The sequence below is a fragment of the Stenotrophomonas sp. 96582_Sma genome (assembly GCF_056480905.1).
The window spans coordinates 1,399,247-1,424,931 of sequence record NZ_CM151122.1 but is presented as its reverse complement, the minus strand read 5'-3'; the positions used below and the strand labels follow the sequence as shown (position 1 = coordinate 1,424,931).

The following is a 25,685-nucleotide window of genomic DNA, read 5'->3' as shown; positions in this document are numbered from 1 at the left end:
GGGTCTACTGGTCTGCAGCCACAAAACCACCGGTCTGCCGCGCCCACAAGCGCGCGTACAGGCCACCGGCCGTAATGAGCTCGGCATGGGTGCCGGTCTCGACAATGCGGCCCTGGTCCATCACCACCAGCCGGTCCATGCGTGCGATGGTCGACAGCCGGTGCGCGATCGCGATCACCGTCTTGCCGCCCATCAGCTGGTCCAGGCTGTCCTGGATCGCCGCTTCCACTTCCGAGTCCAGTGCCGAGGTCGCCTCATCCAGCACCAGGATCGGTGCGTCCTTCAGCAGCACGCGGGCGATGGCGATGCGCTGGCGCTGACCACCGGACAGCTTCACGCCGCGCTCGCCCACGTGCGCGTCGTAGCCACGCCGGCCCTGCCCGTCCACCAGCGTATCGATGAAGGCTGCGGCGCGCGCCTTGGCCACGGCGGCATGCAGCTGCTCGTCAGTGGCATCGGGGCGGCCATACAGCAGGTTGTCGCGGATCGAGCGATGCAGCAGCGAGGTGTCCTGGGTGACCACGCCGATCTGCTGGCGCAGGCTCTCCTGGGTGACATGGGCGATGTCCTGATCGTCGATCAGGATGCGGCCGCTTTCCAGGTCGTACAGGCGCAGCAGCACGTTGACCAGGGTCGACTTGCCGGCACCGGAAGGACCGACCAGGCCGATCTTCTCGCCCGGCTTCACCACCAGATCGAGGCCGGCAATCACACCGCCCTTCTTGCCGTAGTGGAAGTGGATGTCCTGGAAGTGCACGCCACCACGGGTCACCTGCAACGGCACTGCATCCTCGCGGTCCTGCACGGTCAGCGGCTGGGCGATGGTAGTGATGCCATCCTGCACCGTACCGATGTCCTCGAAGATGCCGTTGATGGTCCACATGATCCAGCCGGACATGTTGTGGATGCGGATCACCAGGCCGGTCGCCAGCGTGATCGCGCCAACAGTGATGTGGCCACCGTTCCACAGCCACAGCGCGAGCCCACAGGTACCGGCAATCAGGAAACCGTTGACGATGGCGATGGTCAGGTCCATGCCGGTGGTGATGCGGGTCTGCGCACGGTGCTTGACCGCCAGTTCCTGGATCGACTCGGCCACATAGGCCTGCTCGCGTCCGCCATGGGCGAACAGCTTCAACGTGGGAATGTTGGTGTAGCCATCAACGATGCGGCCCATCGCCTTGGAACGCGCTTCGGAGGCGATCCATGCGCGTTCCTTCGCGCGCGGAACGAAGTAGGCCAGGATCACTGCATAGGCCAGCAGCCACAGGATCAACGGCACCATCAGGCGCCAGTCGGCCTGCGCGAACAGGTACAGCGCGGTGCCGGTGTAGACCACGATGTACCAGAGCGAGTCGACCATCTGCACTGCCGATTCGCGCAGCGAGGTACCGGTCTGCATCACCCGGTTGGCCACGCTGCCGGCGAAGTCGTTCTGGAAGAAGTTCAGGCTCTGCCGCACCACGTAGTTGTGCATCAGCCAGCGCGAGCGGTTGCTCAGGCCAGGCACGATGGCCTGGTTGACCAGCAGGTTGTGCAGGCCGACCAGGATCGGCCGCGCGATGACCGTGATGAACAGCATCCAGCCCAGCTCATTGGCATGGCGCTTGAAGAAATCGCCCCCCGGCTGCTCGGCGACCATGTCGACGATGCGGCCCAGGTAATCGAACATTGCCACTTCCACCAGCGCCAGCAGCAGGCCGGCGATCAGGGTGGCCAGCAGCACCGGCCACACCGGGCGCAGGTAGTGCAGGTAGAACGGCACCACCTTGCGCGGCGGCATGCGCCCGTCCACGGGCGGGAACACCGGAATCAGGGATTCAAACCAACGGAACATCGCATTCCCTCGCCATCAATAGCCGGCGGAGTATCCCACGCCGCGTGTGTACGCCAGCCGATGATCGCCGCGGTTCCGGTAGTGCCGGACGCTGGCCGGCCCCCTCGCGACGCTTCCGGGGATCATCAGGTTGCAGGCCAGCGGCCGGCACTACCGATGGGATTCGTCAAACGGCAGCGCCGGGCCACGCCCGGCGACGTCATTTCACCGGGGCGAACAGCAGGTCCTGGAAATCGAAGCTGAAATCGGTCAGGTCGGAGATCGACTGCATGCGCACCTCGCGCACCTTGCCGTCCGGATCCAGGCTGAAGTTCACGAACGCGTCGGCGTTGAGCGAACGGTCGTCCCAGCGCACGATGAAGGTGTCGTGCTGCCAGTGCTCCAGCCGACCGCTCAGCTGTGCAGTCTTCATGAAGCGCAGGCGCAGGCCCTTGCCCTGGGCGCTGATCTGCATGTCGCCATACCAGCGGTCGCGGAACGTGCCGGTGTAGCCGGCCAGTGCCAGCGATGGCTTGCTGCCCTTGTCGCGCGCGTTCTGGTGCTTGGCCCAGGCCTCGTCAGCCTTGTCCTGGCCCTTGGCCACGGCCTTGGCATAGGCATCCACCCAGTCGTGCTTCTCGCCGCCCAGATAGGCATCAAGCACGCTCAGGGTGATCGCGTTGAACGCCGCGCCCACTTCCTGGTTGGTCAGCACCACCACGCCCAGCTTCTCGCCCGGCACCAGGGTCAGCCGCGAAACCATGCCCGGCCAGCCACCGGTGTGCCAGACCAGCTTCCGGCCACGGTAGTCGCTCAGGCTCCAGCCTTCGCCGTAGCCGGCAAAGTTGGCCCGCGCCGGCGCCAGCTCCGGCACGCTCGGCGCCGGAATCGACTGCGGCGTGATCATCCGCCACATCTGCTGCTGGCTCTTGTCGCTGAACAGCGCGGTGCCATCGGCCAGCTTGCCTTCGTCCAGCTGCACCTGCATCCAGCGCGCCATGTCGTGCGCACTGGAATAGATGCCACCGGCGCCGGCATTGTTCGACCAGGTCAGCGGTGCAACGGTACGCAGGTCCTTGAAATCGTACTTGGCGTGGCCGACCGCGGCCTTGTCGCCCGGCTTCAGGTGATCGGCGTTGTAGCGTGTGCCGGCCATGCCCACCTTGTCGAAGATGCGGGTCTGCAGGAACTGCTGGTAGCTCATGCCGGAGACATGCTCGATCACCTGCTGGGCAACCGCGTACAGGATGTTGTCGTACGCATAGCTCTCGCGGAAACCGCCCTTCAGCGGCACCTTGCCCAGCCGCTCCACCACTTCGGCATTGCTGTAGGAGGTGGTCGGCCAGAACAGCAGGTCACCTGCGCCCAGGCTCAGCCCGCTGCGATGCGACAGCAGGTCGCGGATCGTCATCTGCCCGGTCACGAACGGATCGGACATGCGGAACGACGGCAGGTGGTCGATCACCTTGTCGTCCATCTTCAGTTTGCCGTCCTCGGCCAGCAGGTTCAGCGAGGTGGCGGTGAACGCCTTGGTGTTGGAAGCAATGGCGAACAGCGTATCGGCCTGCACCGGTTCCGGCTTGCCCTGCTCGCGCACGCCCCAGCCGCGTTCCAGCACCACCTGGCCATCCTTGACCACGGCCACGGCAATGCCGGGCACGTCGAACTGTGCGCGCACGCGCTCGACGGTGGCATCCAGGTCCTGCAGCTGCGCCGGGGTGGCAGCATTCGCCATGGTCGTGCACGCCAGCAGCACGGCTCCTCCAATCCAGGTTTTCATCCAGCACGATCTCCGAACAGGGGTGGCGGCCATGTGCAGGCCGTCACCAGGGTTTCGCGCGATGGTAACGGCCCCGGGCGCAGCCTGCCCTGTGCCATAGGAGGGGTGTCATGGGCGAGAACGGACAACCGAGCAACGGGTCGACCATCATTCCGTGCCTGCGCTACCGCGACGCGCAGGCCGCCATCGAGTGGTTGCAACGCGCCTTCGGTTTTCACGTCCAGGCGGTGTATGCCGACGGCGATACGGTGTTCCATGCGCAGCTGACATACGGCAACGGCATGATCATGCTCGGCTCGAGCAGCAGTAGCGGCGAATGGTCCAAGCTGGCGGTGATGCCGGACGAGGTCGGCGGCCGCCAGACGCAGAGCGCCTGCGTGATCGTCACCGATGCCGATGCGCACTATGCGCGGGCCAAGGCTGCCGGTGCCCGCATCGTCATCGACATTGCCGACCAGGACTACGGTGGCCGTGGCTACGCCTGTGCCGACCCGGAAGGTTACATGTGGTGGTTCGGCAGCTACGATCCGTGGCGCGCGGACCACGGCCAGTGATGGCCGCAACGACGCAGGCCGCGATCCGCTGCGGTATCGGTGGCTGGGTGTTTCCCGAATGGCGCGGTGGCATGTTCTATCCGCCGGGCCTGCCGCAACGCGAGGAACTGGCCCATGCCAGCCGCGCGCTGCGCTGCATCGAGATCAACGGCACCTTCTACCGCACGCCCACTGCCGCCCAGTGCGCGCAATGGGCGGCGCAGACGCCGGACGGCTTCCGTTTTTCGATGAAGGCGCCACGCTACCTGGTGCAGCGCCGCGACCTGTCCAGCACTGTGGAGGCTGCAACGCCGTTCCTGCAGGCGGCGCTCGCGCTGGGTGACCGGCTCGGCCCCTTGCTGTGGCAGTTCGACCCACGCCATCCGGCCGATGCCGAAGCGCTGGACGCACTGATGGCACAGCTGCCGAAGCAGTTGGACGGCGTGCCGCTGCAGCATGCGCTGGAGGTCCGCAACGCCGAGGCACATGGCCCGGCACTGGTCGCCGCCGCGCGCCGCCATGGCGTGGCGCTGGTGATCGAGGACAGCGACGAGGCGCCACTACACGGCGATGTCAGTGCCGGCTTCGTCTACGCCAGGATCAAGCGCAGCCAGGCCCGCTTGAACGAGGGCCTGCCGGCACCCGTGCAGCAGCGCTGGGCGGAGCGCGCAGGACGCTGGTCACGCGGCGAGCCGGTAGCCGACCTGCCCTGCCTCGCCGGGCAGGCACCGTCAGAGCCGCGCGAGGTCTACCTGCTGTGCATCGGCGCCGCCAAAGCGCGCAATCCTGCGGCGGCGATGGCGCTACAGCGGCACGTGGACGGCGGCGCATAGCACGACCGATGCGCGACGGGCGCCGCCTTGCCTCACAATAGGCGGATGAGCACACCCGACACCCGCAAAGCGCTGTGGCAGATCCACTTCTGTGTCCTGCTGTGGGGCGTCACTGCCATCCTCGGCAAGCTGATCACCCTGCCCGCACTGCCGCTGGTGTGGTGGCGCATGCTGCTGGTGACAGCGATGCTGGCGCTGCTGCCGCGGGTCTGGCGTGGATTGCGCACCCTGCCACTGCGCCTGGTGGCGGGCTACGCCGGCATCGGCGCGCTGGTCGCCCTGCACTGGCTGACGTTCTACGGCGCGGTGAAGCTGGCCAACGCCTCGGTGGCCGCCACCTGCATCGCGCTGGCGCCGGTATTCACCTCGATCATCGAACCGTGGGTAGCCAAGCGACCGTTCCAGCTGCGTGAACTCGCCTTCGGCCTGGCCGTGCTGCCGGGTGTTGCACTGGTGGTCGGTGGCGTGCCCGATGGCATGCGCCTGGGTGTGTTGATCGGCGCGATATCGGCGCTGCTGGTGGCGGTGTTCGGCTCGCTCAACAAGCGCATGGTCAGCCACGCCGATCCGCTTACAGTCACCGCACTGGAGCTGGGCGCCGGCACCCTCACCCTGACCCTGCTGGCGCCACTGATGCCCTACCTGCTGCCGGCGCTGGCCAGCCCGCTATGGGTGGTTCCGGACCTGCACGACGGCATCCTGCTACTGGTACTGGCCGGGTTCTGCACGCTGCTGCCGTTCGCCCTGGCCTTGGTCGCGCTACGCCACCTGAGCGCCTACACCGTGCAGCTGGTGACCAACCTGGAACCGGTCTACGCGGTGGTGCTGGCAGTGGTGCTGCTGCGCGAGCAGCACGAGGTCACGCCGTGGTTCTACCTGGGCGTGGCGATCATCGTCGGCGCGGTGTTCCTGCATCCGTTGTTGAACCGCCGCAAGCCGGTGCAGCACCCGGAGATTCTCGGTACGTCGGAAGCACGCAACATCGCCGATTGAGCATATCCGCGCAGGGTGCGAATCGCCTTGTCAGCGCTGCGGCCAGTGCCATGCCGGGGCATCCAGCAAGCCCTGCCCGCTCAACAGCGTGCGCCCCTGTTCCTTGTGCAGATGCAGCGAATGACAGCCGGGCGCCTGCTCCAGTGCTGCGATCAGTCGGCTGGCGTGTGAGACCACCCACACCTGGCTGCGCGCACTGGCCGCGATGATCAGCCGCGCCAGCGCCGGCAGCAGGTCCGGATGCAGGCTGGTCTCCGGTTCGTTGAGCACCAGCAGCGGCGGCGGGCGCGGCGTGTGCAGTGCCGCGGCCAGCAGCAGGAAGCGCAGCGTGCCGTCGGACAGCTCGGCCATCGACAACGGCCGCAGCAGCCCCGGCTGGTGGAAGCGCAGGGCCAGCCGGCCATCCAGTTCCTCGAACCCCACCGTGGCGCCCGGGAACGCATCCTCCACGCTGCGCGCCAGTGCGCCCGGATCACCGATCTCGAGGATGGTCACCCAGGCCGCCGCCAGATCGCGACCGTCGTGATGCAGCACCGGCGTGCGCGTGGCCATCGCCGGTTGCCGTGCCGGGGCATCGGCGTCGCTGCGGAAATGGTCGTAGAAGCGCCAGCGACGGATGTACTCGCGCAGGGCGATGGTTTCCGGCATGCGCTGCGGATCGCCAACCTGGGTGAACAGACTGTCGAACAGCGACAACCGGTCATCGACCAGATCCCAACCGCGCGCATGGCGTTGCCGCACCATTGCCCCACGTCGGTCGACCAGCAGGTTGGCGCTGCGCAGGAACGGCCCGGCCCAGATCGCCTCGGCCTTGATCTGCGGGTCCAGTGCGAAGGCCGAACGGCTGGGCGGTGGGTAGCCCAGGTCAATGGCATAGCCGAACTCGTCGGTGGTGAAGCCCAGCTTCAATCCCACCGATTCCTGACGTGGGCCGCCCTGCAAGGGGATTTCGCCGGCAGCAACCCGACGGTCCATTTTTTCCGGCCCCGCCCACAGCGCCGAACCGAGCCCACCTTCGCGGGCCAGAACCGCCGCGACGCCGCCCTGCGCGGTCTCTGCCAGCAGGCGCAGCGCGCGGTACAGGCTGGACTTGCCACTGCCATTGTCGCCGGTCACCACATTCAACTGCTGCAGCGGCAGTATCAGCCCGTGCAGCGAGCGATAGTGGGCGATGGCCAGGGTCTGCAGCATGGTTGTGTCCGTGGGAACAGGAACGGCATATTCGCCGGGCGCAATCGCACAGGCCGCGACACGGCGTTACCTCATCTGCAAAAGCATCCCCGCATGGCGTGGATCTACTGCATGCAGGGCTCAGCCCGCCCGTTCCACCCGGTTGCGACCATTGCCCTTGGCCCGGTACAGCGCCTTGTCGGCGCGCGCCAGCATGTCATCCACGCTTTCACCTGGCTGGTGCTGGGCAACACCGATGCTGATCGTGACCGGGAATCCAAGCGGCAGGTCAGCCACGGCCAGGCGCAGGAACTCGCATTGCAGTTCGGCCGTGTGCAGGTCGGTGCCCGGCATTACCGCCACGAACTCCTCGCCGCCGTAGCGCGCGGCCATGCCGCGGCCGGCGAAGTGCGAGCGCAGCAGCACGCCCAGCTCGGCCAGCACCCGGTCGCCGGTGGCGTGGCCCTGGAAATCGTTGATGTGCTTGAAGTGATCGATGTCGAGCAACGCAACGCAGGCGACGCCCGGTTGCCCATCGATCTCCACCACCGCCTCTTCCAGTGCCGCCGCCATTGCGCGGCGGTTGGGGAGGCCGGTCAGCGCATCGGTGCGGCTCTGCTCGGCCAGGTCGGCATTCTGCGCCAGCAGCACGTCCTGGTACTCCGCCAACAGGCGCTCGTAGTCATCGCGCTCCAGCATGTGCTTCTGGATGTCGAGCGCGAAACGGCGCAGCTCCATCACCAGCATCACCTGCCGTGACAGCGCGGCCAGTGCCTCGGCCTTGTCGCTGGGCAGGTGCTGCGGATGTGCATCGAACACGCACAGCGTGCCCAGAGGCAGGCCATCGGAACTGATCAGTGGCGCACCGGCGTAGAAGCGGATGTGCGGGTCGCCGGTCACTACCGGATTATCGTGGAAGCGGATGTCCTGCAACGCGTCCTCGACCACCATGATTTCCTGCGGCTGCAGGATGGCGTGGCCACACATCGATTCGCTGCGCAGGTTTTCCGCCGCGTCGATGCCCTGGATCGACTTGAACCACTGCCGTTCGACGTCGATCAGGGTCACCGCCGCCATCGAGGTACCGCAGACCGCCTTGGCGATCGCGACCAGGTCGTCGAAGGATTTCTCACGCTGCGAATCCAGGATCCGGTAGCGGTACAGCGCCTCGAGCCGAAGGGCTTCGTTGGCAGGCTTGTCGGGCTTGATCATGCAGCGTCACATTCCGGCAGGTCACTGCGGAGTCTAGCTGATGCCGGTGCGCAATCCGCACAACGGGGAGTGCCGGCCGCTGGCCGGCATCCCGCGCTCATTCGATGCCTGGTGCAGCCGGCCAGCGGCCGGCACTACCGCGCGTTACCAGTCCAGCTGCTTCGGCAGCAGGCCCTGCAGTTCCTGCTCGGTCAGGTTGCGCCACTGGCCCGGCTTCAGCGCGCCGATCTTGATGTTGTCGATGCGCACGCGGCGCAGCTGGGTCACGCGATAGCCGAACTCGGCGGCCATCAGGCGGATCTGCCGGTTCAGTCCCTGCTGCAGGGTGATGCGGAATCCGAACTTGGCGATGCGCGAGGTCTTGCACGGCAGCGTCATCTGGTCGTGGATGCGCACGCCGCGCGCCATGCCACGCAGGAACTCGTCGGTGACCGGCTTGTTCACCGCCACCAGGTACTCCTTCTGGTGGCCGTTCTCGGCACGCAGGATCTGGTTGACGATGTCGCCGTTGCTGGTCATCAGGATCAGGCCTTCGGACTCCTTGTCCAGGCGGCCGACCGGGAAGATGCGCTGTTCGTGGCCGACGAAGTCGACGATGTTGCCCTTGACCGAGGTTTCGGTGGTGCAGGTGACGCCCACCGGCTTGTTCAGCGCGATGTAGACGTGGCGGCGGGCGCCGGGCTTGCGTGCCACGCGCGCGCGCAGCGGCTGGCCGTCGACCAGCACCTGGTCTTCCTCGCCCACCACCGCACCGGTGCCGGCCGCGTGGCCGTTGACGGTGACGCGGCGGGCGGCGATCAGGCGATCGGCCTCGCGGCGGGAGCAGAAGCCGGTGTCGGCGATATGTTTGTTGAGTCGGGTGGTCATCGGTCCATTATCCGGCATCGCCGCCCGCTGCGCTTCATGCCGGGGCCGGCGGATCGAGCTCTTCGCCGTCGAACACCCGGTTGCGACCCGCCCGCTTGGCCACGTACATGGCATGGTCGGCCCGCCGCAGCAGCCCGGCCAGGTCATCCTCACCCGGCCGCCACTGCGCCAGTCCGATGCTGGCGGTCACTTCCAGGCCCGGCACCTGCAGGGCCTGGCCGGCTTCGGTGATGCGCTGGCGCAGGCGGTCCAGGCGTGCCGACGCCGCCTCGCGCGGCATGCCCGGCATCAGCAGCAGGAACTCCTCGCCGCCCATCCGTACCACTTCGTCCTGGCTGCGGACTGCCGTGCGCAGGGCACGCGCTACCGCCACCAGCACCTGGTCGCCCACCGCGTGGCCATGGCGGTCGTTGATGTCCTTGAACAGGTCGATGTCGAGAAAACCGATCACCAGCGGGCCGCGCTCACGGTCGACCTGTGCCAGGTGACGGGCCAGCTGCTGCAGGCCGGCCCGGCGGTTGGGCAGCCCGGTCAGGCCATCGGTTTCGGCCAGCTGGCGCAGTTCATCGCGCTGCTGGCGCAGCCGGCCCAGCCGCTGGTTCATGGCATAGGCGGCCATCATCAGCAGCCAGGTCACCGACAGCTGCAGTGCTTCCACCCGGTACTCCAGCAGCCACCCTACACTGCTGGCATCGGCTGCGATCATCACCAGCAGTGGCACCAGCGCCGCCAGGCCCGCCAACGCCCAGCAGTCACCGCGCAACCAGGCACGCATGCCAGCGGCCAGTGACAACAGGCAACCGAGGATGAAGGTCAGCTGCAGGCTCTGCGCGACCAGCGCCAGGGTGTCCCAGCGCAGCCACGGCACCAGCGCGGCCAGTCCCATCAGGCCCCACAGCACAGCCTGCTGTGCCGGCCGCGAGCGCGGCAGCAAGCGGTCCCCACCGTTGAGGCGCCACAGAGCGGGCAGTACCAGCGCCTGGGTCGCGGCGGTCAGCGCCAGCAGCCACCATGCGCCGCGCTCGCCCACCGGCAGCCACGGTTCGGGGTAGCCGCTCAAGCCGCCAAGAACCGCCTGCCACACCACCACCACGATCGTCGCGCCGATGTAGACCAGGAAGCTGCGGTCACGGGTGGTCAGGTAGGCCATCAATGCCGACAGCGCCAGCGCGATCGCCACCGCGATGCAGGCCGCGCGCACCAGCAGGCGGGCGGTATCGTTCTGCTGGACCGGACTGGGCGCCCCCAGCCGCAAGGTCGGCACCCAGCGCGCTTTCAGCGGCGCCTGCCACGACACCAGGAACGGCTCATGGCTGCCTGCCGCTGGCACCGCCACCAGGCCGATGCCGGCGCGGAAGCGCGAATCACGGGTGCGCGCATCGTGCATGTTGCCGCAGATCTCGCGGTCACCATGCTGTACGCGGACTTCGCCAGCGAACACGTTGAACACATCCAGCGCCTGGGGTTGCCCCGACCAGCCCCCGGGCGGCGCCGGTACCTCTACCTGCTCGCGCGGCCCGGCCAGCATCGCGGGCGTACAGCCACGATGGGGTGTCGGTTCGTCCGTCGGTGCGCCAACCAGCAGGAAATCCCGGCCGGCCTCGGCCAGGCGCGCGTGCACCAGACCGGGAAGCAACACTCCCATCAGCAGGACGACCAGCAGCGCCCCTGTTTCGTACCGCCACTGCCTGACGCCCACGCCACATCCTGTTCCTGCTTACGTCCGCGCCCACTGCGCGTCGCCCCTGGCGCGCATTATCGCAGCCGGGCACGCCACGCATGTGTAGACCAAAGTCGCCGTGCGCCGTTCAGCCAGCGGCCGGAGGCCCCTTCACCGCCACCAGGCGGACCGGCCTCAGGTCACTCAGGGTCATCCGTTCCAGCGGCTGCGGCCGCTCGATCGCGTAGCCCTGCAGGCCCTGCACGCCGAGCCGGGTCAGTGCGCCAGCCACCTCGGCGGTTTCCACCCATTCGGCCACCACCTCCATCTGCAGTTCCCGCCCGAGCTCGCTGATCGCCCGCACCGTGGCGTGGCTGACCGGGTCGGTGTCCATGTCACGCACGAAGGTGCCGTCGATCTTCAGGATGTCCGCAGGCAGCTGGCGCAGATAGCCGAACGAGGACAGGCCGGAGCCGAAGTCATCCAGTGCCATCCGGCAGCCACGCGCTTTGACCGCATCGATGAAAGCGCGTGCCTGGCTGAGGTTGCTGATCGCCGCGGTCTCGGTGATCTCGAAACACAGTTTCGAGGCCAGCGCGCGGTTGCGCTCGAGCAGGTCGCAGACGAAGGCGAGGAATCCCGGCTCGGCGATCGACTGCGCCGAAACGTTGACGTTGCACAGGCCCAGCTGGCGCACGTGTGCCGGGCAGACCTGCAGGTGGCGGAACAACAGCCCGAGCACGTGCCGATCCAGCGCCACCGCCATGCCGTATCGCTCCACCGCCGGCATGAACTGACCGGTGTAAGCGGACAGTCACTCTGCGAAATCGGGACACGGGGTTTGCAGAATCCCCAGCTCTGGCCAGTCTGGGCTGAATCGACCTTGTGAGCCCCCTTTGCCTGACCGTTCGATAGCCCCTCAAACGGGGTTAGAACTCCGCCTCAAGCGGGGCTCAAATCGGGGGGAGCTCATCCGCCACCCACCCGCCGCTGCGGAACTGGTTGCCGCCAGCGTGCCCAGCGGACCCGGCCACCACCGTGCCATACAGTGCCGTCCGATGGAGCTCCTCCGTGTCCAGGGCGCCATCCTTCCCCCAACGCGGCACCAGCGACAACCGCGCGCCACCTGCGGCCGCCATGGCCAGCCGCTCCCAGTCCATCCCGCCACCCAGGCCGCCCTGGCGGGCGATCTGCAGGCGGTCGGTCTGAGGGGTAAAGCGGAGGCGCCGGTAGGTGCGCCGAGCCACCACGTTGACGCCTGCGCCCAGGGTGCGCTCCACAATGCTGGGGTCGATGCGCTCAGTCTCTGAACCGGGCTCAATGGGTAGGTCTACCGCCTGATGGGCGAACAGCTCGCCCACGTCCAGGCCCGCCACCCCAATCTCCACCTGGATACCCACGAGGGCCGCAGTGCCCGCTGGAAGAACCCACCAGGCCGCGCGGCTTCCATCCACCAACTCGACCACCTTTTGCGTGAGTGAGGCCCCACCGAGGGCCTGGCCATATGTAGCGTCACCAGCCTTGCGCCCAGTGAGCTTGAGGGAGGTGCCGACCGGGCAGGACAAACCGAGCATGCCAACGACACGGACGCCAGCGGCCGCTGGCCAGGTCAACCGCAGTCGGACGGCGGAGGCGCCACCGCTGAGCCGAGCAATGCTTGTGGGCCGTCCATCGATCAGGGCGGCGATGTTCGCGGCAGTGGCGCCGTCAGCAGCAGCGGTAACGCCCGCAGGGGAAAATCCGATAAGCATGTGGCAGTCCTTATGCGCCCCAAAATTTCAGGGTCTGTTCGCCATTGATGGGGTTGCTGGTCACCGCCGTGACGATCACCTTTCGACCTGCAGCGAGGCCATAGCGCGGGTAGCGGATGCGCCCGACCTGGCCCGGCCGCAGCTGCAAGTCAGGCCGCGCGGTCATCCGGCCGGCATAGAAGTTGCGGGGCACTGCGTAGAGCTTCACGACGCGATCAATCTCCGCCTGAGCGTCAACGCGGCTATCGAAACAAGACTCCACCGCTGGCGCAGCCTCCGCGTGCTGGTAGCAGGCAGGCAGATCCCCGGTTGCGTAGACCTGGCCACGGTGGCTGGCGGACAGTTCCTTGCGGATGCTGGGCGGCACCTGGTCCAGGCCGGTGGCCATATCGCCGTCAGCCAGGACTATCGCGTTGGGCCGATAGCCCATGCGTCGGGTAAGTCCGGGGGCAAGGTCCGGCATCACAACGAGCGGAGCGGCGAGCTCGACCAGGTCGAGCTCGAATGCCAGGCTCGCATCGGCAACGCTCTCGGGGTCGATCAATCGCGCCAGGCGCAGCACGCCATCCCCATCCTGCCACCAGTCGGCGCAGTAGCTGCCCAGGATCGCAGCCAAGGCCTCGCGCGGCGTGCTGTTGCCGTCCGCAAAGTAGCCCACCCCGGCATAGCCCGTAGCCTGATCGATGGCCAGGGCGTCGGCACTCTGCCATGCAGATTTCCCGATACGGCCGAACACGTCGGAAAGCGCCTGCTGAAGCGTTGCCGGCCGGTCGGCTCCGATGGTCGACACGTCAGCCGTCAGCGGCCCGAGCGGCGGCGACTGCAGGGACAGCTGCTGACCACCAGCAACCAGGCTGTAGCCCGTGCCGGCAACCAGTTCCACTGCGCGGTCACGGACACTCATCACTGATTGCAGCCGCGAATCGCAGATCCACTGTAGCGAGCCATCACTGTTTACCGCCGTGGCCGGCACGCTCCGCACCAGCCCGATCACCACGGGCTGCGGCTGCCAGGCAATGCTGTCGCCGTGGGTCGGGAGAAATACGGCCCTGCTCAGCGGCTCATCCAGGTCACTGTGCGCGTCCTTGAACGTCAGGCGCTTGTAACTGTCGTCTTCGACCTCGATTCGATCCAGTACATAGCGGGCGACTGGTACCGCACCGGCCATCGACTGGCCTTGCCCGACCTGGCGCACCGTGACTGGCACGTCACGAATAGCGGACAGCGCAGCGGCATCCAGCATCCCTGCAGCGTCCTGCACGCGGACCTGGGCGCTGCCGGCACGCGACTCGTTGCCCCACATCCAGAACGAAACTGCGCTGATCGTACTCAGGCCCTCGGTAGCGATGATTCCAGCGAACGCGGTGTTCGCTGGCGAGTCGCTGGCAGCGCTCATGTAGTCCTCACTTGCGACCCGGATTGTGGGGATCGGATCGGCAGCCTGGGCCCATCCCGCAAGTGCGGCCGGACTGAGCCCCTGCCACTGGCCAGCGTTCACGACACAGCGCAGGCCGCGCGCTTTGGTGGCAGCGATGGACACAGCGAAGTAGTACGGCCCACCCGCTGAGACATCAACACTGGCAACCTGCTGGCCATCCCGATAGAACTGCGCCTGCGCGGGTGTGCCAGGCAGAACACGCACGCCCAGTGCCTCTCCCTTGAGGGGGATTGGCAGGCCGCTGGCAATCACAACGCCGTTGCGAACGACTTGGCCAGTGTGCAGCTTCCAACCCACCCCGTTGGATGCGCCCAGCTCGGATGACAACGGCGCTGCGGCGTTGCAGAGGCCGATGATCGCAGTAAGAGGATCATCGCCCCACAGCATGAACTCAGCGCCGGCAGGACCGACAAGTGGAAAGGTGCTCCTGGCGATTCGGGCAAGAACGACCGCCCCCGGTGAGGCCACGGTCAAGCCGCCATCCTCTACGAGCAGACCAGCACCGAGCGGAGACGCCGCCCAACGGCCAAAGGTACGCACGACGGATCAACCCTCCTGAGGAATTTCAGTTGCCTCAAAGCGGTAGACAGCACCAACCTTCAGCGCGGCCGCGTCGGCCGGGTCAACCGTGAGATTGATCTGCGGCATGTTCGGCTGACTGACTGGACGGAACTGCAGAGTCACGCCGGGCTGGTCAGCGGACTCGGTGCGAAGGTACAGGCGAGCGTCAAAGCGCATGGGTGTTTCCTCTTGATGGATGAGCGGCGTATCCCGGCCGCTCGAACGGGTCACTCTTCGATTGAAACCAGGGAGAGGCTGGCCGAGATGTCTTGTCCGGTGAAACTTCCCGACTGATGGCTCACATCCTGTTCGCTGAAACCGACGATCTCTGCGCGGTAGGTGCGGTCTTGCGTGCCTTCGCTGTCATTGAGGGTTACAGAGCCTGCCCAGCGGGAAGTAGCAATGTCGGGGCCGTCGCGCTCGTTCATAATCATCACGCCGCCACTGGCTTCAAAGCTGGTCCAGAACTGCTCAGCGTTGTTGCCGAGCTTGCGGTAGACGTTGACCGCACAGGCATTCCGTCCGCCGCCCGCGACAAAGCCAGTGGAATTCATGTTCCCGTGCCTGCGTGTCACGGTCCGCTGATAGCTGACAACTACGTTCTTGTTCCGACCGCTGGTGCTGAAGGGACCAACGACAATTGAAACGCCGAGGGTCTGCGTTGTGGTGGACTGCGCCGCATTGCGGCGGATGCCAGCCGCGATGGCACCGCCCCAGTAGGCGCTCCCATTTACATCCATCCACACTGTCGCATTCTGCTTGGTGGCACCAGCAGCGCCGACGTTCGGACCAAAGTAGTCGATCAACCCATCAGGCCCGAATCCATTGCCGATGATGCGTTGTGCGTTGCCACGCCAGACCCGCAGGTAGCCGTCCTGGATCTCCATGCCGTCCGGTGTACCTGGACTTATGAGACGCAGGATCTTGGAGAGAATTTTCAGCTCACTCTTTGCCCCGGTCGCCTCCATCTCCATGCCAGATACAGTGCCATCCACGTCGAGTGCAAAGCCCCACTTGGCACTGCTCTCCGAGCCGCCGGCATTCCACGGCGGTGCTTGTGTCGCATCTGGCTCAACCCGCGAGAACATTGGGCGGAACATCCAGAAGTACGGCCACGCCTCCCCGTTGGGCTTGACGATGATCCTGAACCGAGCGAGCGCAGCTCTCGGAGGTGCAACGGTCTTGATGCTTGGGCGTGGCATCTCGGAAAGCAGTGGCGGGCCACTGTTCCCCGTATGCCCTGTTTCCGGCGAGCCCCATTGCGCAAGCCAGTTCCCTGTCTTGTCCCAGTAACTGATCTCGATGTAGCAAGAGCAGCGGTGAGTGTTGAACCAGGCGGAAGCCATGTAGGTTTGGCCGGCTTCGACAGGGATGCCGTACTCAGTTCCCCACCAGACAATTTGCGTTGAGGTAGTGCCACCGGAGGTCGAGCCGACTCCATAGATGCCAGGGGGATGGAAACTGTCGTTGCCGGGAGTCGGATCGCCAAGCTCTACCCATGCTGCACCAGGATTCGAGCCCCAACCCCAGCCGTTGCGCTGATACTTCGGGAACGTCGAATTGATGAGCAGATTCCCACCGCTGCCATGGTTGTTGACCTTTGCCTCAAGCGTCTGAACGACAGAGGCGCTGGCTTTTCCCTTCACTTCGGCCTGGACGCCAGTCACCGACTGGCCCAACGCCGTGATCTGCTGCCCCTGTTGGGTAACCGTCGAAGTAAGGCCAGCCGTTGCCGCAGCGTTTGCCGCCACTGCCGCTGCTGCCTCCGCCCCGCTTGGGGCGTACTCCGTGGCTACCAGGCCACGCTGGAACTGCACATTGTCGATCTCCAGCCAGTAGGCGCCTGGGACATCCGCGAACTGGCGGCCCACATACACGCGAGCGCGCGCCGCAGTGGCGTTTGACCGTGCGGGCAGGATGATCCGCTGCCAATTACCAGTGGCCCCCACCACCGGAGACGTGATGGTGCCCAACCCTTGAGTCCCGGCTTCATCCATCCACACCACGTAAACGTACAGCTGCGTTCCCTGTGTGGCCCGGACCCAGCTGGACAGCACGTAGTCCGTCAACGGTGCGACACGCAGGTAGCCTGCGCCAGGCCCCGCTCGGTTCAAGCCACACCAATCCCGCGAGTTGATTGCCTTCCAATCCAGGCGCACGGCCTTGCCGCCACCAGGCAGTGGGGAATCAACGTATGAGAACGTGCCTCCCACGTCGCTTCGGATGCGCTCCAGGTTCCAGCCGGTTGGGGCTGCCGTTGCTACCGGGGCGTCTTCCATGCTGCTGTTCCACAGCAGGTTGTCACCACCAATCGCCTCGATCTTGGCATTGACGTTGGTCAGCGACTGCCCCAACGAGGTAACGCTGCTCTCGTTGGCCAGCGTGCGCGCTTCAAGGCTGGAGTTTGCAGCCGCGTTTGCCTGCGTGGCCCGCTCCAGCGCGGATACGTCCAGGCTGCCTTGCGGACGCCCGTTGACGAACTCCACGATGAGCTCAACCCACTGGTCGGCGCGGGCGGTGGACGGCCGGGGCGACAGACGCTGCAGGCCTGCCGCTTCACCAGTGCGCTTGCGCCCGATCAGCACGAACATGCGAATTCCGTCCAGGGCCTCCACGTTGCGACGCGAGGCACCGGCATCAACGAGGCGGTCCCTGGTCCCGGCGATGTCCGCGCTTACGCCATTGCTCAGCGGCCCGGTGTGGTCGCTGGTGAACAGGATGAAATACTGATTGTCGGCCAGGGCGTTGTCGTACCAATCGTTGAAGCTGGCGCATGCCGATGCGCCGTTGCCGTAGGTATCAAACGTTTGGCGGGGCCCCAAGGTGCTGTCGGCATTGACCGCCTGGACATTGAGGCCGCGCGCAGCACCGCCCACAGCTGCGCCCGCTGCGTTTCGTGTTCCCGACGAGCGCGGCCCTCCAGTGGGCTGACTGGTGATGGTTGCGTTGGCGGTGATTTCGTAGACCGTGGCGTTACCAATGCCGGCACGAACGGCAGTTAGTGCCGTGCCCTGGGACAGCAGCTGTCCCTCCGCGTTGGTGACGCGCGTATTGAGGGCGCTGTTCGCTTCGGCGTTTGCATTGGACTGCGCGGCCGTCTCCTCCAGGGAGGGCGCGTAGCCCGTGGCGGCGGCACCGGTCTGCAGCTGCGCGTTGTCCACCTCAATCCACTGGTCCGCCGAACCATCGCCGTATACCCGGAGGTAGAGGGTGGCACCGGTCGCGCTGGCGAGGATCTGCGACGCCGGGAACGTGTAGGACTTACGCTCCCATGCTTCCGTGACGACCATGCCCGCGCCAGCAGCTGGCCCGCCAGGCCAACCGACAGATGCACCGGCCGCATCCTTCAGCCCGAGCTGGAAGAAGAAGCGCGCCCCCGGTTTGCCACGCACGTTGCAGGACACCGTGACGGGCTGCTGAGGATCGATGCGGTACACCGACGAGTAGCACTCTGCATAGGCGGTGGCAGGGATGCCCGCCATTTCCCAGCGCCAGGCCTTGGTGCTACCTGGCAGCACAGAGTCCACCAGCTTGCGAGTGGTCTTGTTCGCTGCGTCCGTGGATGACGATGAGGGCGCCCAATACTGAGGAACGCCGTTGGGCAACAGAACCTCAAAGCTGCTGTTGCGCAGGCGATTGTCTCCGCCAAGGTTGTTGATGGCGGCCTGGACGCTGGTGAGCGCTCCACCCTGGCTGGTGATCGTGTTCCCCTGAAGCGTTACCTGGGACTGCAGAGCCTGGAGGGCACCGTTGGTTGCCTTGCCATCCACGTCAGTGCGCAGGGCGCTGATGAGGCCAGACTGTGCATTGATGAGGCCAGCCTGCTGGGTGACCGTCCCGCTCAGCGAGCTGAGGCCATCGGCAACAGCGAGGATCTCGGTGACCTCCTCAATAGCAACGTCATCCACCCACAACGTACCCGCTGTGTGATCCACGTTGATATTGAGTTTTAGACCGGTGATGGACGTGTTTTCTGGGATGGCATAAACCGCGCCCAGGTAGGTCCACGCTCCCTGGTTCGCGGAGAAGTAGGTGGCGCCACCAATCAGCGCATTGTCCTGCGTGGCCAGACGGAGCTTTCCGTTATTCGCGCTCCCGTTATAGTCCGCCGTTGTCTTGTACCAGCAGCCATAGCGGTACTTCTTTCCAGGCGCGACAGGGATAGGCACGCCGCCGTTGGCGGTTGCGCCACGCACAACAGTGGTTCCGCCGTCTACCCGTAGGCACGCACCACCTGCGCGGCCCTCGGTGGCCGCCACGCCGAGTGACGCATGGTTGTAGGTCCAGGCCACGTCCCGGCCGGATTGCCATCCACCGTTGAGCACCATGTTGGCGCCCTGGGCAGCAATCACCGGCAGCGTGGCGTTCACCTGGTCAATGCGTTGTCCAATTGCTTGGTCGCGGGTGACGCTTGCCTGCTCGACGGAATTGACCTTGGCCTCAGACGCGAGCGCACCTGTTCCTGCAGGCAGGCGAACCTCCACGGCCGACTGGCGCTGGCTAAGCGCTTCGTCCGCGCCGACACGCGCCCTCATTTCGTTGTAGGCCAGGCCGCCCGTCAGCTTCGCCGGATCGTTGCCGAGGTAGTCGCCGCGCATCTGCACGGCCAGCGTGTTGCGCTGGCCAGCCTCAGCGGCCAGTGCGGCGGTGCGCGCCTCGCTCTCCTGCTGGACCATGGCGACGGATGCGCCAGGCGATGGGCGGCCCACGGCAATCCAGTCGTATTCGATGTAGGCGCTGGTGGTCTGCGCACCCGTCAGTGCCAGACGAATGGCACGCAGTGGTGAGGGTCCGTTCCAGGGCAGATGATCAACGTCCAGGACGGCGATGCCGTTGGTGTCGAATGCCGGCACAGGGATGGAAAGCGACTTCGCTTCGTTCCACTCCTGGTCGGCGGCGGTGATCCAGCGAATCAACCCCATCCAGGCGGGATTGCCTACCTTGCGCATGCGCAGCTTGATGAAGCGATAGGCGGCACCGTCGATGTTGAGCGGCGCCGGGGACTGGATGCCGGAGTTGTTGGCGGTGTTGATCGGCCGCAGCATGCCGTCGGCGATAGTCGGGGTTCCATACACGCCCGTCCAGCCTTCCAGCCCTGCGTTGAAGTGCCAGATGCCGGCAGAGTCGAACTGGGTGCCGCTACCTGCGGCGACCTCGGCCAAAGAGCGCGCCATCGAATCCAGGCCGTTCTGGACTTTCGTGTTGACGGCACTGATGTCTGCGGTGCGCTCGGTCTTTTCGTTGAGCACGCTCTGGATTCGGGCACGCTCCTCATTGGCCAGGTTGGTGGCCAGATCCTCGGCACGCTTGGCCACTTCGCCCACGGCGGCCGCACTCTTCTGACTCTCTACCAGGATCTGCGCCTGTGCAGCCTGGAAGTCCGCCATTCGCTGCTGTGCCTCGGCAGCGTCTGCCAGTGCCAGGTCGCGCAGGCCCTGGTCCACCTTGCCCTGCAGCTGGACCAGGTCCGCCGTGGTCGGCGGGACCATAGGGGCCTGAGCCTTGGGCGTGGAGTCTGCAGACGACACGCCGTTGACCTGGACAGTGACCTTCCACCAGCTCACAACGCCACTGGCCTCGGTGTAGGTGTAGCGCGTGTCTGAGGTTTTGGTGACGTACTTCCATTCACCCGGCTTACCGCCCGCATCGGCTGCGCGCCAGAGGACGTAGACAGCGCCAGCCAGCGGCGAAGCGTTCCAGGTAATGGTCACGCTATCTGCTGCCGGCTTGGTCTCCACGCCTTCGGCTGGAGGAACCACAACAGCCGGCTTGGCCGACGCCACCCAGTTGGAGGGCTGCCGGGTCACAGGCGTGACTGCAGGCAGGCCCTGGCCACCGATTTCAACGAGCAATACTTTCCGGTTCATAGCGCCATCAAAGCGTTGTGTTCACCCTGGCGAGCCAGGGACTGGATGCCGTCGCGGACCTGCAGCAGCACCTCATAGGACGGATCGGTGTAGCCACGCCCAGGCGCAACCGGCGCTGCTGGTGCTGCAGGCGTGCCGCCACCGCCCGGCGCTGCCGACGCCGGGACCGGAACGCGGCTGTCGGTCAGCACCGTGACCATTTCCTGGGCGATACGCTTGGGCAGATCGAACAGGATTTCTGCCAGGTCGGTGATGTCGGTCTGCTGGTTCTGCAGGTACTTGGCCAGCTCGTCCGTCGTCAGGCCCAGATCCTTGGCCAGCGCCTCAGCGCTGATCCCAGTGACGTTGCGCAGGATCTCCAACGGATCGCCGCCACGGGCGCCAGCCAGATCGGCCACGCCCTGGGCGATGCGCTGAGCGCGCTCCAGGCGGGCGGCGGCTTCCTGCTGCTGTTCCAGGGCAGCCTTTTGCGCGTACAGCTGCTGCAGCGATGCGGCGGTTCCATCACCACCAAAGCGCTTGGCCAGCTCCAGCACCTGGGCATAGTCCACCTGATAGCCCTGGCCGCTGGCATTGAGTTTGCGGCTGACTTCCAGGAACTGCTGGGCGTACTGGGTGAAGCTCTCCAGGTTGCCGGCGCTGGCCGCGCTTTGCATCAGATCCGATGCCGTGGAGCGCTTCTGCGTGTCGGTGTCCGGTGACAGGGTGCTGCTCAGCTTGAGCGAGTTGATGAAGTCCTGCAGCTTGCTGCTGGTCCCGTCGATGGAACCGCCCAGACGTTCGATTTCATCATTGACGCGGTTGAGCGCCAGGCCTACCAGCTCCGACTCCAGCGACCTGGCCAGCGCGTCGGCCTTGAGCTGGGCGGCCTGGCGGACGGTGGCCAGATCCTGCTCGCGGGCTGCCAGGCCGCCCAGGGCCTTGGCCTGCTGCTGCAGCGTGCGGATGCGCTCCTGCTCCTCCTGGCGTACAGCCAGGAGCGACTTGGCGAAGCCACTGAAACCATCCGTTGCGATCTCCTGCTGCGCGTTGCCCACCACGCTGCCGTAGGAGGAAGCGGCAGTAGTGATCGCCTTGACCTGTTCCTCCATGGTGGTGCCGGCCGCCTTGGCCATCCGCTGGAACATGGTTGTCGTGCGCTTGACCAGGTCGATTTCCTGGGCATTGAGCGCGCGGCCCAGTTCCTGGGCGTTGCCAGTCATCAGCTCGATGGACGCCGCCAGGCTGTTCATCACGTCGCCGGCTTCAAACCCCTTGTTGAGGAAGTCGCCGAATCCGAGGATCGACACGCCACGCCCGGTCAGGTTCTTGGCCGCGCCGGTAATCAGCTGCTCCAGCTGCGCCTGGGCCTTGTCCGGGTCCGCATCGAGCTGAACCTTGCCGAGGTCTACGCGGACGGAGGACAGCTGGCTGTTGATGTCCACGCCCAGCTGCTCGGCCAAGCTGATGACGCCTGCACGCGCCCGCCCAGTGGCCTGGCTGAAAGCGTCCGTGATCGTGGTATCGACCTGGCCATACTCGGTCCACTTCTTGTCGCTGCGGAACAAGCCGCCCTTGGCCTTGATGTCGGCGTAGGACTGGCCAGCGAACCCGTCGAAGCCATACGAGCCGGTAAGGCCCTGCGCCTGGATCTGCGGCTTCTTGCGGCCGAACAGGGCAGCGTGGATCGAGGAGCCAGACAGAATGGAGGCTGCCTTGGCGTTGAGTCCGAGCTTGCGCGCCATCTTATCGACGTGGCCCACGGCGCCCAGGGTGGCGATCTTGCCAGCCCAGCTTTCGCCATTGGCGATGTCCCAGCCCTGATCGAACAGCTCGGCATTCTTCATCATGGCCGCGACCACCCAGCCGATGATCGGCACGGCCATCGATGCGGACGCCGCGCCGCCGCCAGCAGCCCCGGTGCCAATGAAACCGCCGACGTTGTTGCCAAAGCCCATCATCTTGCCTGGCGCCGCGACGCCGGCACGCCAACCGCCCCCGGCCAGCATGGCGTTGGTGCCAGTGAGGTTGCGGCCGCCACCGATCATGTTGGCCAGGCTGCTCATCCAGCCGGAACCCGCGCCGCCCTGGTTGCCGCCACCGAACATGCCAGCGATCTTCGACAACCAGTTGCCATCGGCCTGGCCGCGCGACACACCGGCCAGCGCGCCATTCATGGCATTAGTGAGCGCATCCTGGAACGGGCGCACCAGGTTCTGCTCAAGCATGGTGCGCACGATGTCGCGCCAACCACGCTTGAAGATGTCCTTGAGGCGGCTGAAGAAGCTCTCAGACTTGTCCAGGCCGCCGCTGAACATATCGGCCAGCATATCGGCCACATCGGCGACACCGCGCGTGCCGACGTTGGCCCATTCCTCCAGGTCGGCGGTCTGCTGCTCGATACGAATAGACGCATTGGCCCACGCCCGTGCCTGGGCCATCAGGCCTGCGGTCGCCTCTGCGTTGATGCCGGCGCCGGCCTTGTTGGCCTCGTTGATCGCCTGGAGCATGTCCTGCTCGTTGCGCAGCTGGCGGGCGCGGCGCTCGCGCTCGATCCCTACCATGCCCAGCAGTTGCACCTCGCCGCTCAGCGTATCGAGCAATGCCGTGGGCGCCTGCTGCTGCTTGGTGACCTCGGCGGCATTCTTGGCCAACTCGGCCGCTGACGACTTCACCAGGCTGGCGTAGGCCTCCTGGGTAATGAGGTGCTTGGCCAGCTCGCGGTCGAGCTCGGCAATGCGTTGCTTGTGCTGCTCCTGGGCAGCGGCCATCGGCCCGGAGAGCTCGGCAGCGGCCAACGCGGCCTGGCGGGTGTACTTGGCCTGGGAGTCGGCCTGTTGCTCTGCCAGGCGCGCAGCCTGCTCGCCGGAGCGCTTGGCCTCGGTCTGGGTTCGCGTCAGATCACGGGTGGCCGCATTCTGCTTGTCCAGCGTCAGGGTGAGCTGGATAAGCTGCTCGTTCTTGGCCCGCGCCAGTTGATAGTCGGCGCTGGTCGGGTCCAGACCCTTCTGCGCGCTTTCCGTGATGAACTGCGCGCGCATGCGGGCTGCCTTGCCCTGGGTCTTCTCGATCAGGTCCAGCTGGACGCTCTGGATCTGCTTATCCAGGCCTTCGTTGACCGACTGGAGAGCAGCCTTGATCGCGGCGCCAGAGCTGCGCGCTGCGGACGCCACGGCATCGAAGCTGGCGGCAGCGATGCGGTTGGCGCTTTCGACGCCGACCTGGCCCTTGGCCCACTGCTCCAGCAGTGGCCGGGTTTGCTCCAATGTCTGACCCTGGTTGGCCTGGCGCTTGAGCAACTCCTCCAGGGAGCGGCGTTGGGCGTCCGTGGCATCGGTGACGTTGGCGGTGCGCAGCACAACGCCAGCCGAAACCGAGATGGCCCTGTCATACCCCTTGGTCAGGTTGTCCAGGCGAAGGCGCGCCGACTCCATGGCCGCCGAGGCGCTTTCCAGTTCCTTGTCGAGTCCGAAAGGCAGGGCGCGGTCGCGCGCCTGAAACGCGCGGCGCTTCGCCGCCAGACGTTCATATTCATCGCCAAAATTCTTGAGCTCTTGCCGCGCCGTATCAATGGTTTCAACGGTGTTTGCGAGCTCCGCGAATGATGTGTTCGCAGTCTCCTGATTGAACTCCTGCAGCACCCGCATAGCCGGCTGGAACCCAGCAGTGACCGCCTTCGACAGCTCCTGCGCCTTCTGGCTGCTGTTCATCGCCCAGGCCACGAATAGCGACAGTGCGGTGATCGCAAGGCCTGCAGGGCCGCCAAACGCGCCCATCGCCACGTTGAGGCCTCGCATGGCGGCAGCCTTTGCGGTAAGCGCAACGGACGCGGCCTGGGCAGCAGCGGCGGTGCGCAGCTGGGCGGTGGCCAGAGCCTGCTCAGCCGCGGCTACGCCACCTGCCACGCTCATGCCGGCGCGAGCGGCCGATAGACGGCCTGCCGCCTGCTGCTCGGCAATTCGGGCTGCAGCCAGCTCCTCGCGGGCCAGCGCTCGCGATGCGGCGGCGGCCGTGATCTTCTCGGCGGTAGCCTTGGCCAGGCTGACGACCAGGCGGCTTCCCAGGGCGACGGCCAGGACACCGGCGATCTGGTCCAGGTGCTGCATGTTGTTGGCCAGGAACGCGATGCCCTGGGCGATCCCACCGCTGGCGCCCAGCTCCTGGGAGGACTCGCCGACAAACTTCGTGACGCTGTTGCGCAGCAGCTCCATGGCGCGCCCGACCGTGAGCGGGATCTGCTCAAACTCGGCGGCGATGACGGAGGACTGGTTCTCAAGCGCGGCCACCATCTGATCGACGGTCACCTTGCCGTCGTTGACGTGCTTGCGCAGCTCGCCCATCGACAGGCCCATACCGTCGGCCAGCGCCTTGGCCAGACGCGGCGAATTTTCCACGACAGAGTTGAATTCCTCTGCGCGCAGCACTCCCCCAGCCAGGGCCTGGCTGAGCTGGACGATGGTGTTGGCGGTGGCGACGTTACTGGCGCCTGAGATGGCGAACGTCTTGTTGATGGACTCGGTGAGCGCCAGCTGCCGTTGCTGGGTGATCCCATACTCGGCGGTGGACTGGGACAGACGCGCGTAGAGGGTGGCGGTACTGTCGAGCGCGGTGGCGGTGCGCTGGGAGATGTTGAACACCTGGGCCGATGCGGTGGCATAGGCCTTGTGTCCATCCGTTGCCAGCTTGAGGCGCGCTGAAATGTTGGCGTAGTTGTCCGCAACGGAAATGAGGGCGCCGGCCGTCTGCGCACCAATGTAGGTGGCCACCGTCGCCCGCGCCGATGCCAGTGCGCTCGACACCGCAGAGACACGGCGAGCAGTGGAATCCGCCGCCGTGCCGATGCTGGAAATGCCGGCAGCACCACGCCGTGCCTGGTCGCCGGTTGTGCCCGCCGTGGCCCCCAGTCGTTTGAGCTCCGCATCCGATGCCCGAACGGCTGGCACCAGGCGGCTGTTGTCGGCATCGAGGCGGAGGGTGACGGTTGGGTTCACGGGCTATCCGAGGCTTCGCGATGGGCCATGGCCGTGGTGCCAATCAGCACGTCCAGCGATGGCATCAGATCTGGCAATAGGTGCGGGGCAATGCCCTGGAGGCAGGCAGCGGCTTGGATCTCGCGGGCTTCAATGCCGTCGTAAACCGGGGCGTGCATGCCGGTGATCCAGCGGGCCTTACAGCGCACGAACAGTTGGACGACTTCCCAGTTCTCATCCAGGACCGGGATAACG

The 25,685-nt window shown here is 66.1% G+C and carries 15 protein-coding genes and 1 pseudogene; 3 read left to right on the top strand and 13 right to left on the bottom strand.

Annotated elements, in window-relative coordinates:
* Positions 1 to 4 precede the first annotated feature (4 nt).
* Together smrA and ACZK2R_RS06605 are read right to left on the bottom strand one after the other, a co-directional pair.
* The gene (gene smrA / locus ACZK2R_RS06610; protein WP_180838104.1) at positions 5 to 1,837 is read right to left on the bottom strand and encodes a multidrug efflux ABC transporter SmrA; all 1,833 of its coding nucleotides are present in this window, start codon (positions 1,835 to 1,837) and stop codon (positions 5 to 7) included.
* Positions 1,838 to 2,036: 199 nt separating this feature from the next.
* A complete protein-coding gene (locus tag ACZK2R_RS06605; protein WP_180838103.1) occupies positions 2,037 to 3,596 on the bottom strand; it encodes a serine hydrolase in 1,560 nt (519 codons plus the stop codon).
* Positions 3,597 to 3,706: 110 nt separating this feature from the next.
* On the opposite strand from ACZK2R_RS06605, the gene ACZK2R_RS06600 reads away from it, so the two are divergent.
* From ACZK2R_RS06600 to ACZK2R_RS06590, 3 genes are read left to right on the top strand one after another with little or no spacing between them, the layout of a single operon-like run.
* The gene (locus ACZK2R_RS06600; RefSeq protein WP_012510493.1) at positions 3,707 to 4,150 is read left to right on the top strand and encodes a VOC family protein; all 444 of its coding nucleotides are present in this window, start codon (positions 3,707 to 3,709) and stop codon (positions 4,148 to 4,150) included.
* Positions 4,150 to 4,962, top strand: coding sequence for a DUF72 domain-containing protein (locus tag ACZK2R_RS06595; protein WP_125893806.1), 813 nt, complete (start codon positions 4,150 to 4,152; stop codon positions 4,960 to 4,962). The genes ACZK2R_RS06600 and ACZK2R_RS06595 overlap by 1 nt, the downstream gene beginning before the upstream one ends.
* 45 nt (positions 4,963 to 5,007) lie before the next feature.
* Entirely contained in the window at positions 5,008 to 5,955 is a 948-nt protein-coding gene (locus ACZK2R_RS06590; RefSeq protein ID WP_049461762.1) for a DMT family transporter, read from the top strand.
* Positions 5,956 to 5,985: 30 nt separating this feature from the next.
* Here ACZK2R_RS06590 and ACZK2R_RS06585 read toward each other — a convergent pair whose 3' ends face one another.
* The 11 genes and pseudogenes from ACZK2R_RS06585 to ACZK2R_RS06535 all read right to left on the bottom strand — a co-directional run bounded on the left by ACZK2R_RS06585 (position 5,986) and on the right by ACZK2R_RS06535 (position 25,609).
* On the bottom strand, positions 5,986 to 7,146 hold the full coding sequence (locus ACZK2R_RS06585) for an AAA family ATPase (protein WP_134951490.1): 1,161 nt from the start codon (positions 7,144 to 7,146) through the stop codon (positions 5,986 to 5,988).
* 120 nt (positions 7,147 to 7,266) lie between these two features.
* Positions 7,267 to 8,337: a sensor domain-containing diguanylate cyclase gene (locus ACZK2R_RS06580; RefSeq protein WP_125893804.1), complete on the bottom strand. Its 1,071-nt coding sequence runs from the start codon at positions 8,335 to 8,337 to the stop codon at positions 7,267 to 7,269.
* Between the two features lie 144 nt (positions 8,338 to 8,481).
* Complete coding sequence (locus ACZK2R_RS06575) at positions 8,482 to 9,204, bottom strand: pseudouridine synthase (protein ID WP_032128352.1); 723 nt, start codon at positions 9,202 to 9,204, stop codon at positions 8,482 to 8,484.
* Positions 9,205 to 9,238: 34 nt separating this feature from the next.
* Positions 9,239 to 10,903 (bottom strand): sensor domain-containing diguanylate cyclase, encoded by a 1,665-nt coding sequence (locus tag ACZK2R_RS06570; RefSeq protein WP_180838102.1) that lies wholly within the window; start codon positions 10,901 to 10,903, stop codon positions 9,239 to 9,241.
* 109 nt (positions 10,904 to 11,012) lie between these two features.
* Positions 11,013 to 11,663: pseudogene (locus ACZK2R_RS06565) on the bottom strand (EAL domain-containing protein); the annotation flags it as partial.
* Between the two features lie 154 nt (positions 11,664 to 11,817).
* Entirely contained in the window at positions 11,818 to 12,615 is a 798-nt protein-coding gene (locus ACZK2R_RS06560; RefSeq protein WP_478487908.1) for a hypothetical protein, read from the bottom strand.
* Between the two features lie 10 nt (positions 12,616 to 12,625).
* The gene (locus ACZK2R_RS06555; protein ID WP_478487907.1) at positions 12,626 to 14,527 is read right to left on the bottom strand and encodes a hypothetical protein; all 1,902 of its coding nucleotides are present in this window, start codon (positions 14,525 to 14,527) and stop codon (positions 12,626 to 12,628) included.
* A 72-nt stretch (positions 14,528 to 14,599) separates the two neighbouring features.
* The gene (locus ACZK2R_RS06550) at positions 14,600 to 14,791 is read right to left on the bottom strand and encodes a hypothetical protein (RefSeq protein ID WP_180837802.1); all 192 of its coding nucleotides are present in this window, start codon (positions 14,789 to 14,791) and stop codon (positions 14,600 to 14,602) included.
* Between the two features lie 50 nt (positions 14,792 to 14,841).
* The gene (locus tag ACZK2R_RS06545) at positions 14,842 to 20,481 is read right to left on the bottom strand and encodes a hypothetical protein (RefSeq protein WP_478487905.1); all 5,640 of its coding nucleotides are present in this window, start codon (positions 20,479 to 20,481) and stop codon (positions 14,842 to 14,844) included.
* On the bottom strand, positions 20,478 to 25,451 hold the full coding sequence (locus tag ACZK2R_RS06540; protein ID WP_478487904.1) for a tape measure protein: 4,974 nt from the start codon (positions 25,449 to 25,451) through the stop codon (positions 20,478 to 20,480). Before ACZK2R_RS06540 ends, ACZK2R_RS06545 begins: the two co-directional genes overlap by 4 nt.
* Positions 25,448 to 25,609, bottom strand: a complete 162-nt coding sequence (locus ACZK2R_RS06535; protein WP_311069193.1) for a hypothetical protein — start codon at positions 25,607 to 25,609, stop codon at positions 25,448 to 25,450. The genes ACZK2R_RS06540 and ACZK2R_RS06535 overlap by 4 nt, the downstream gene beginning before the upstream one ends.
* Positions 25,610 to 25,685 lie beyond the last annotated feature (76 nt).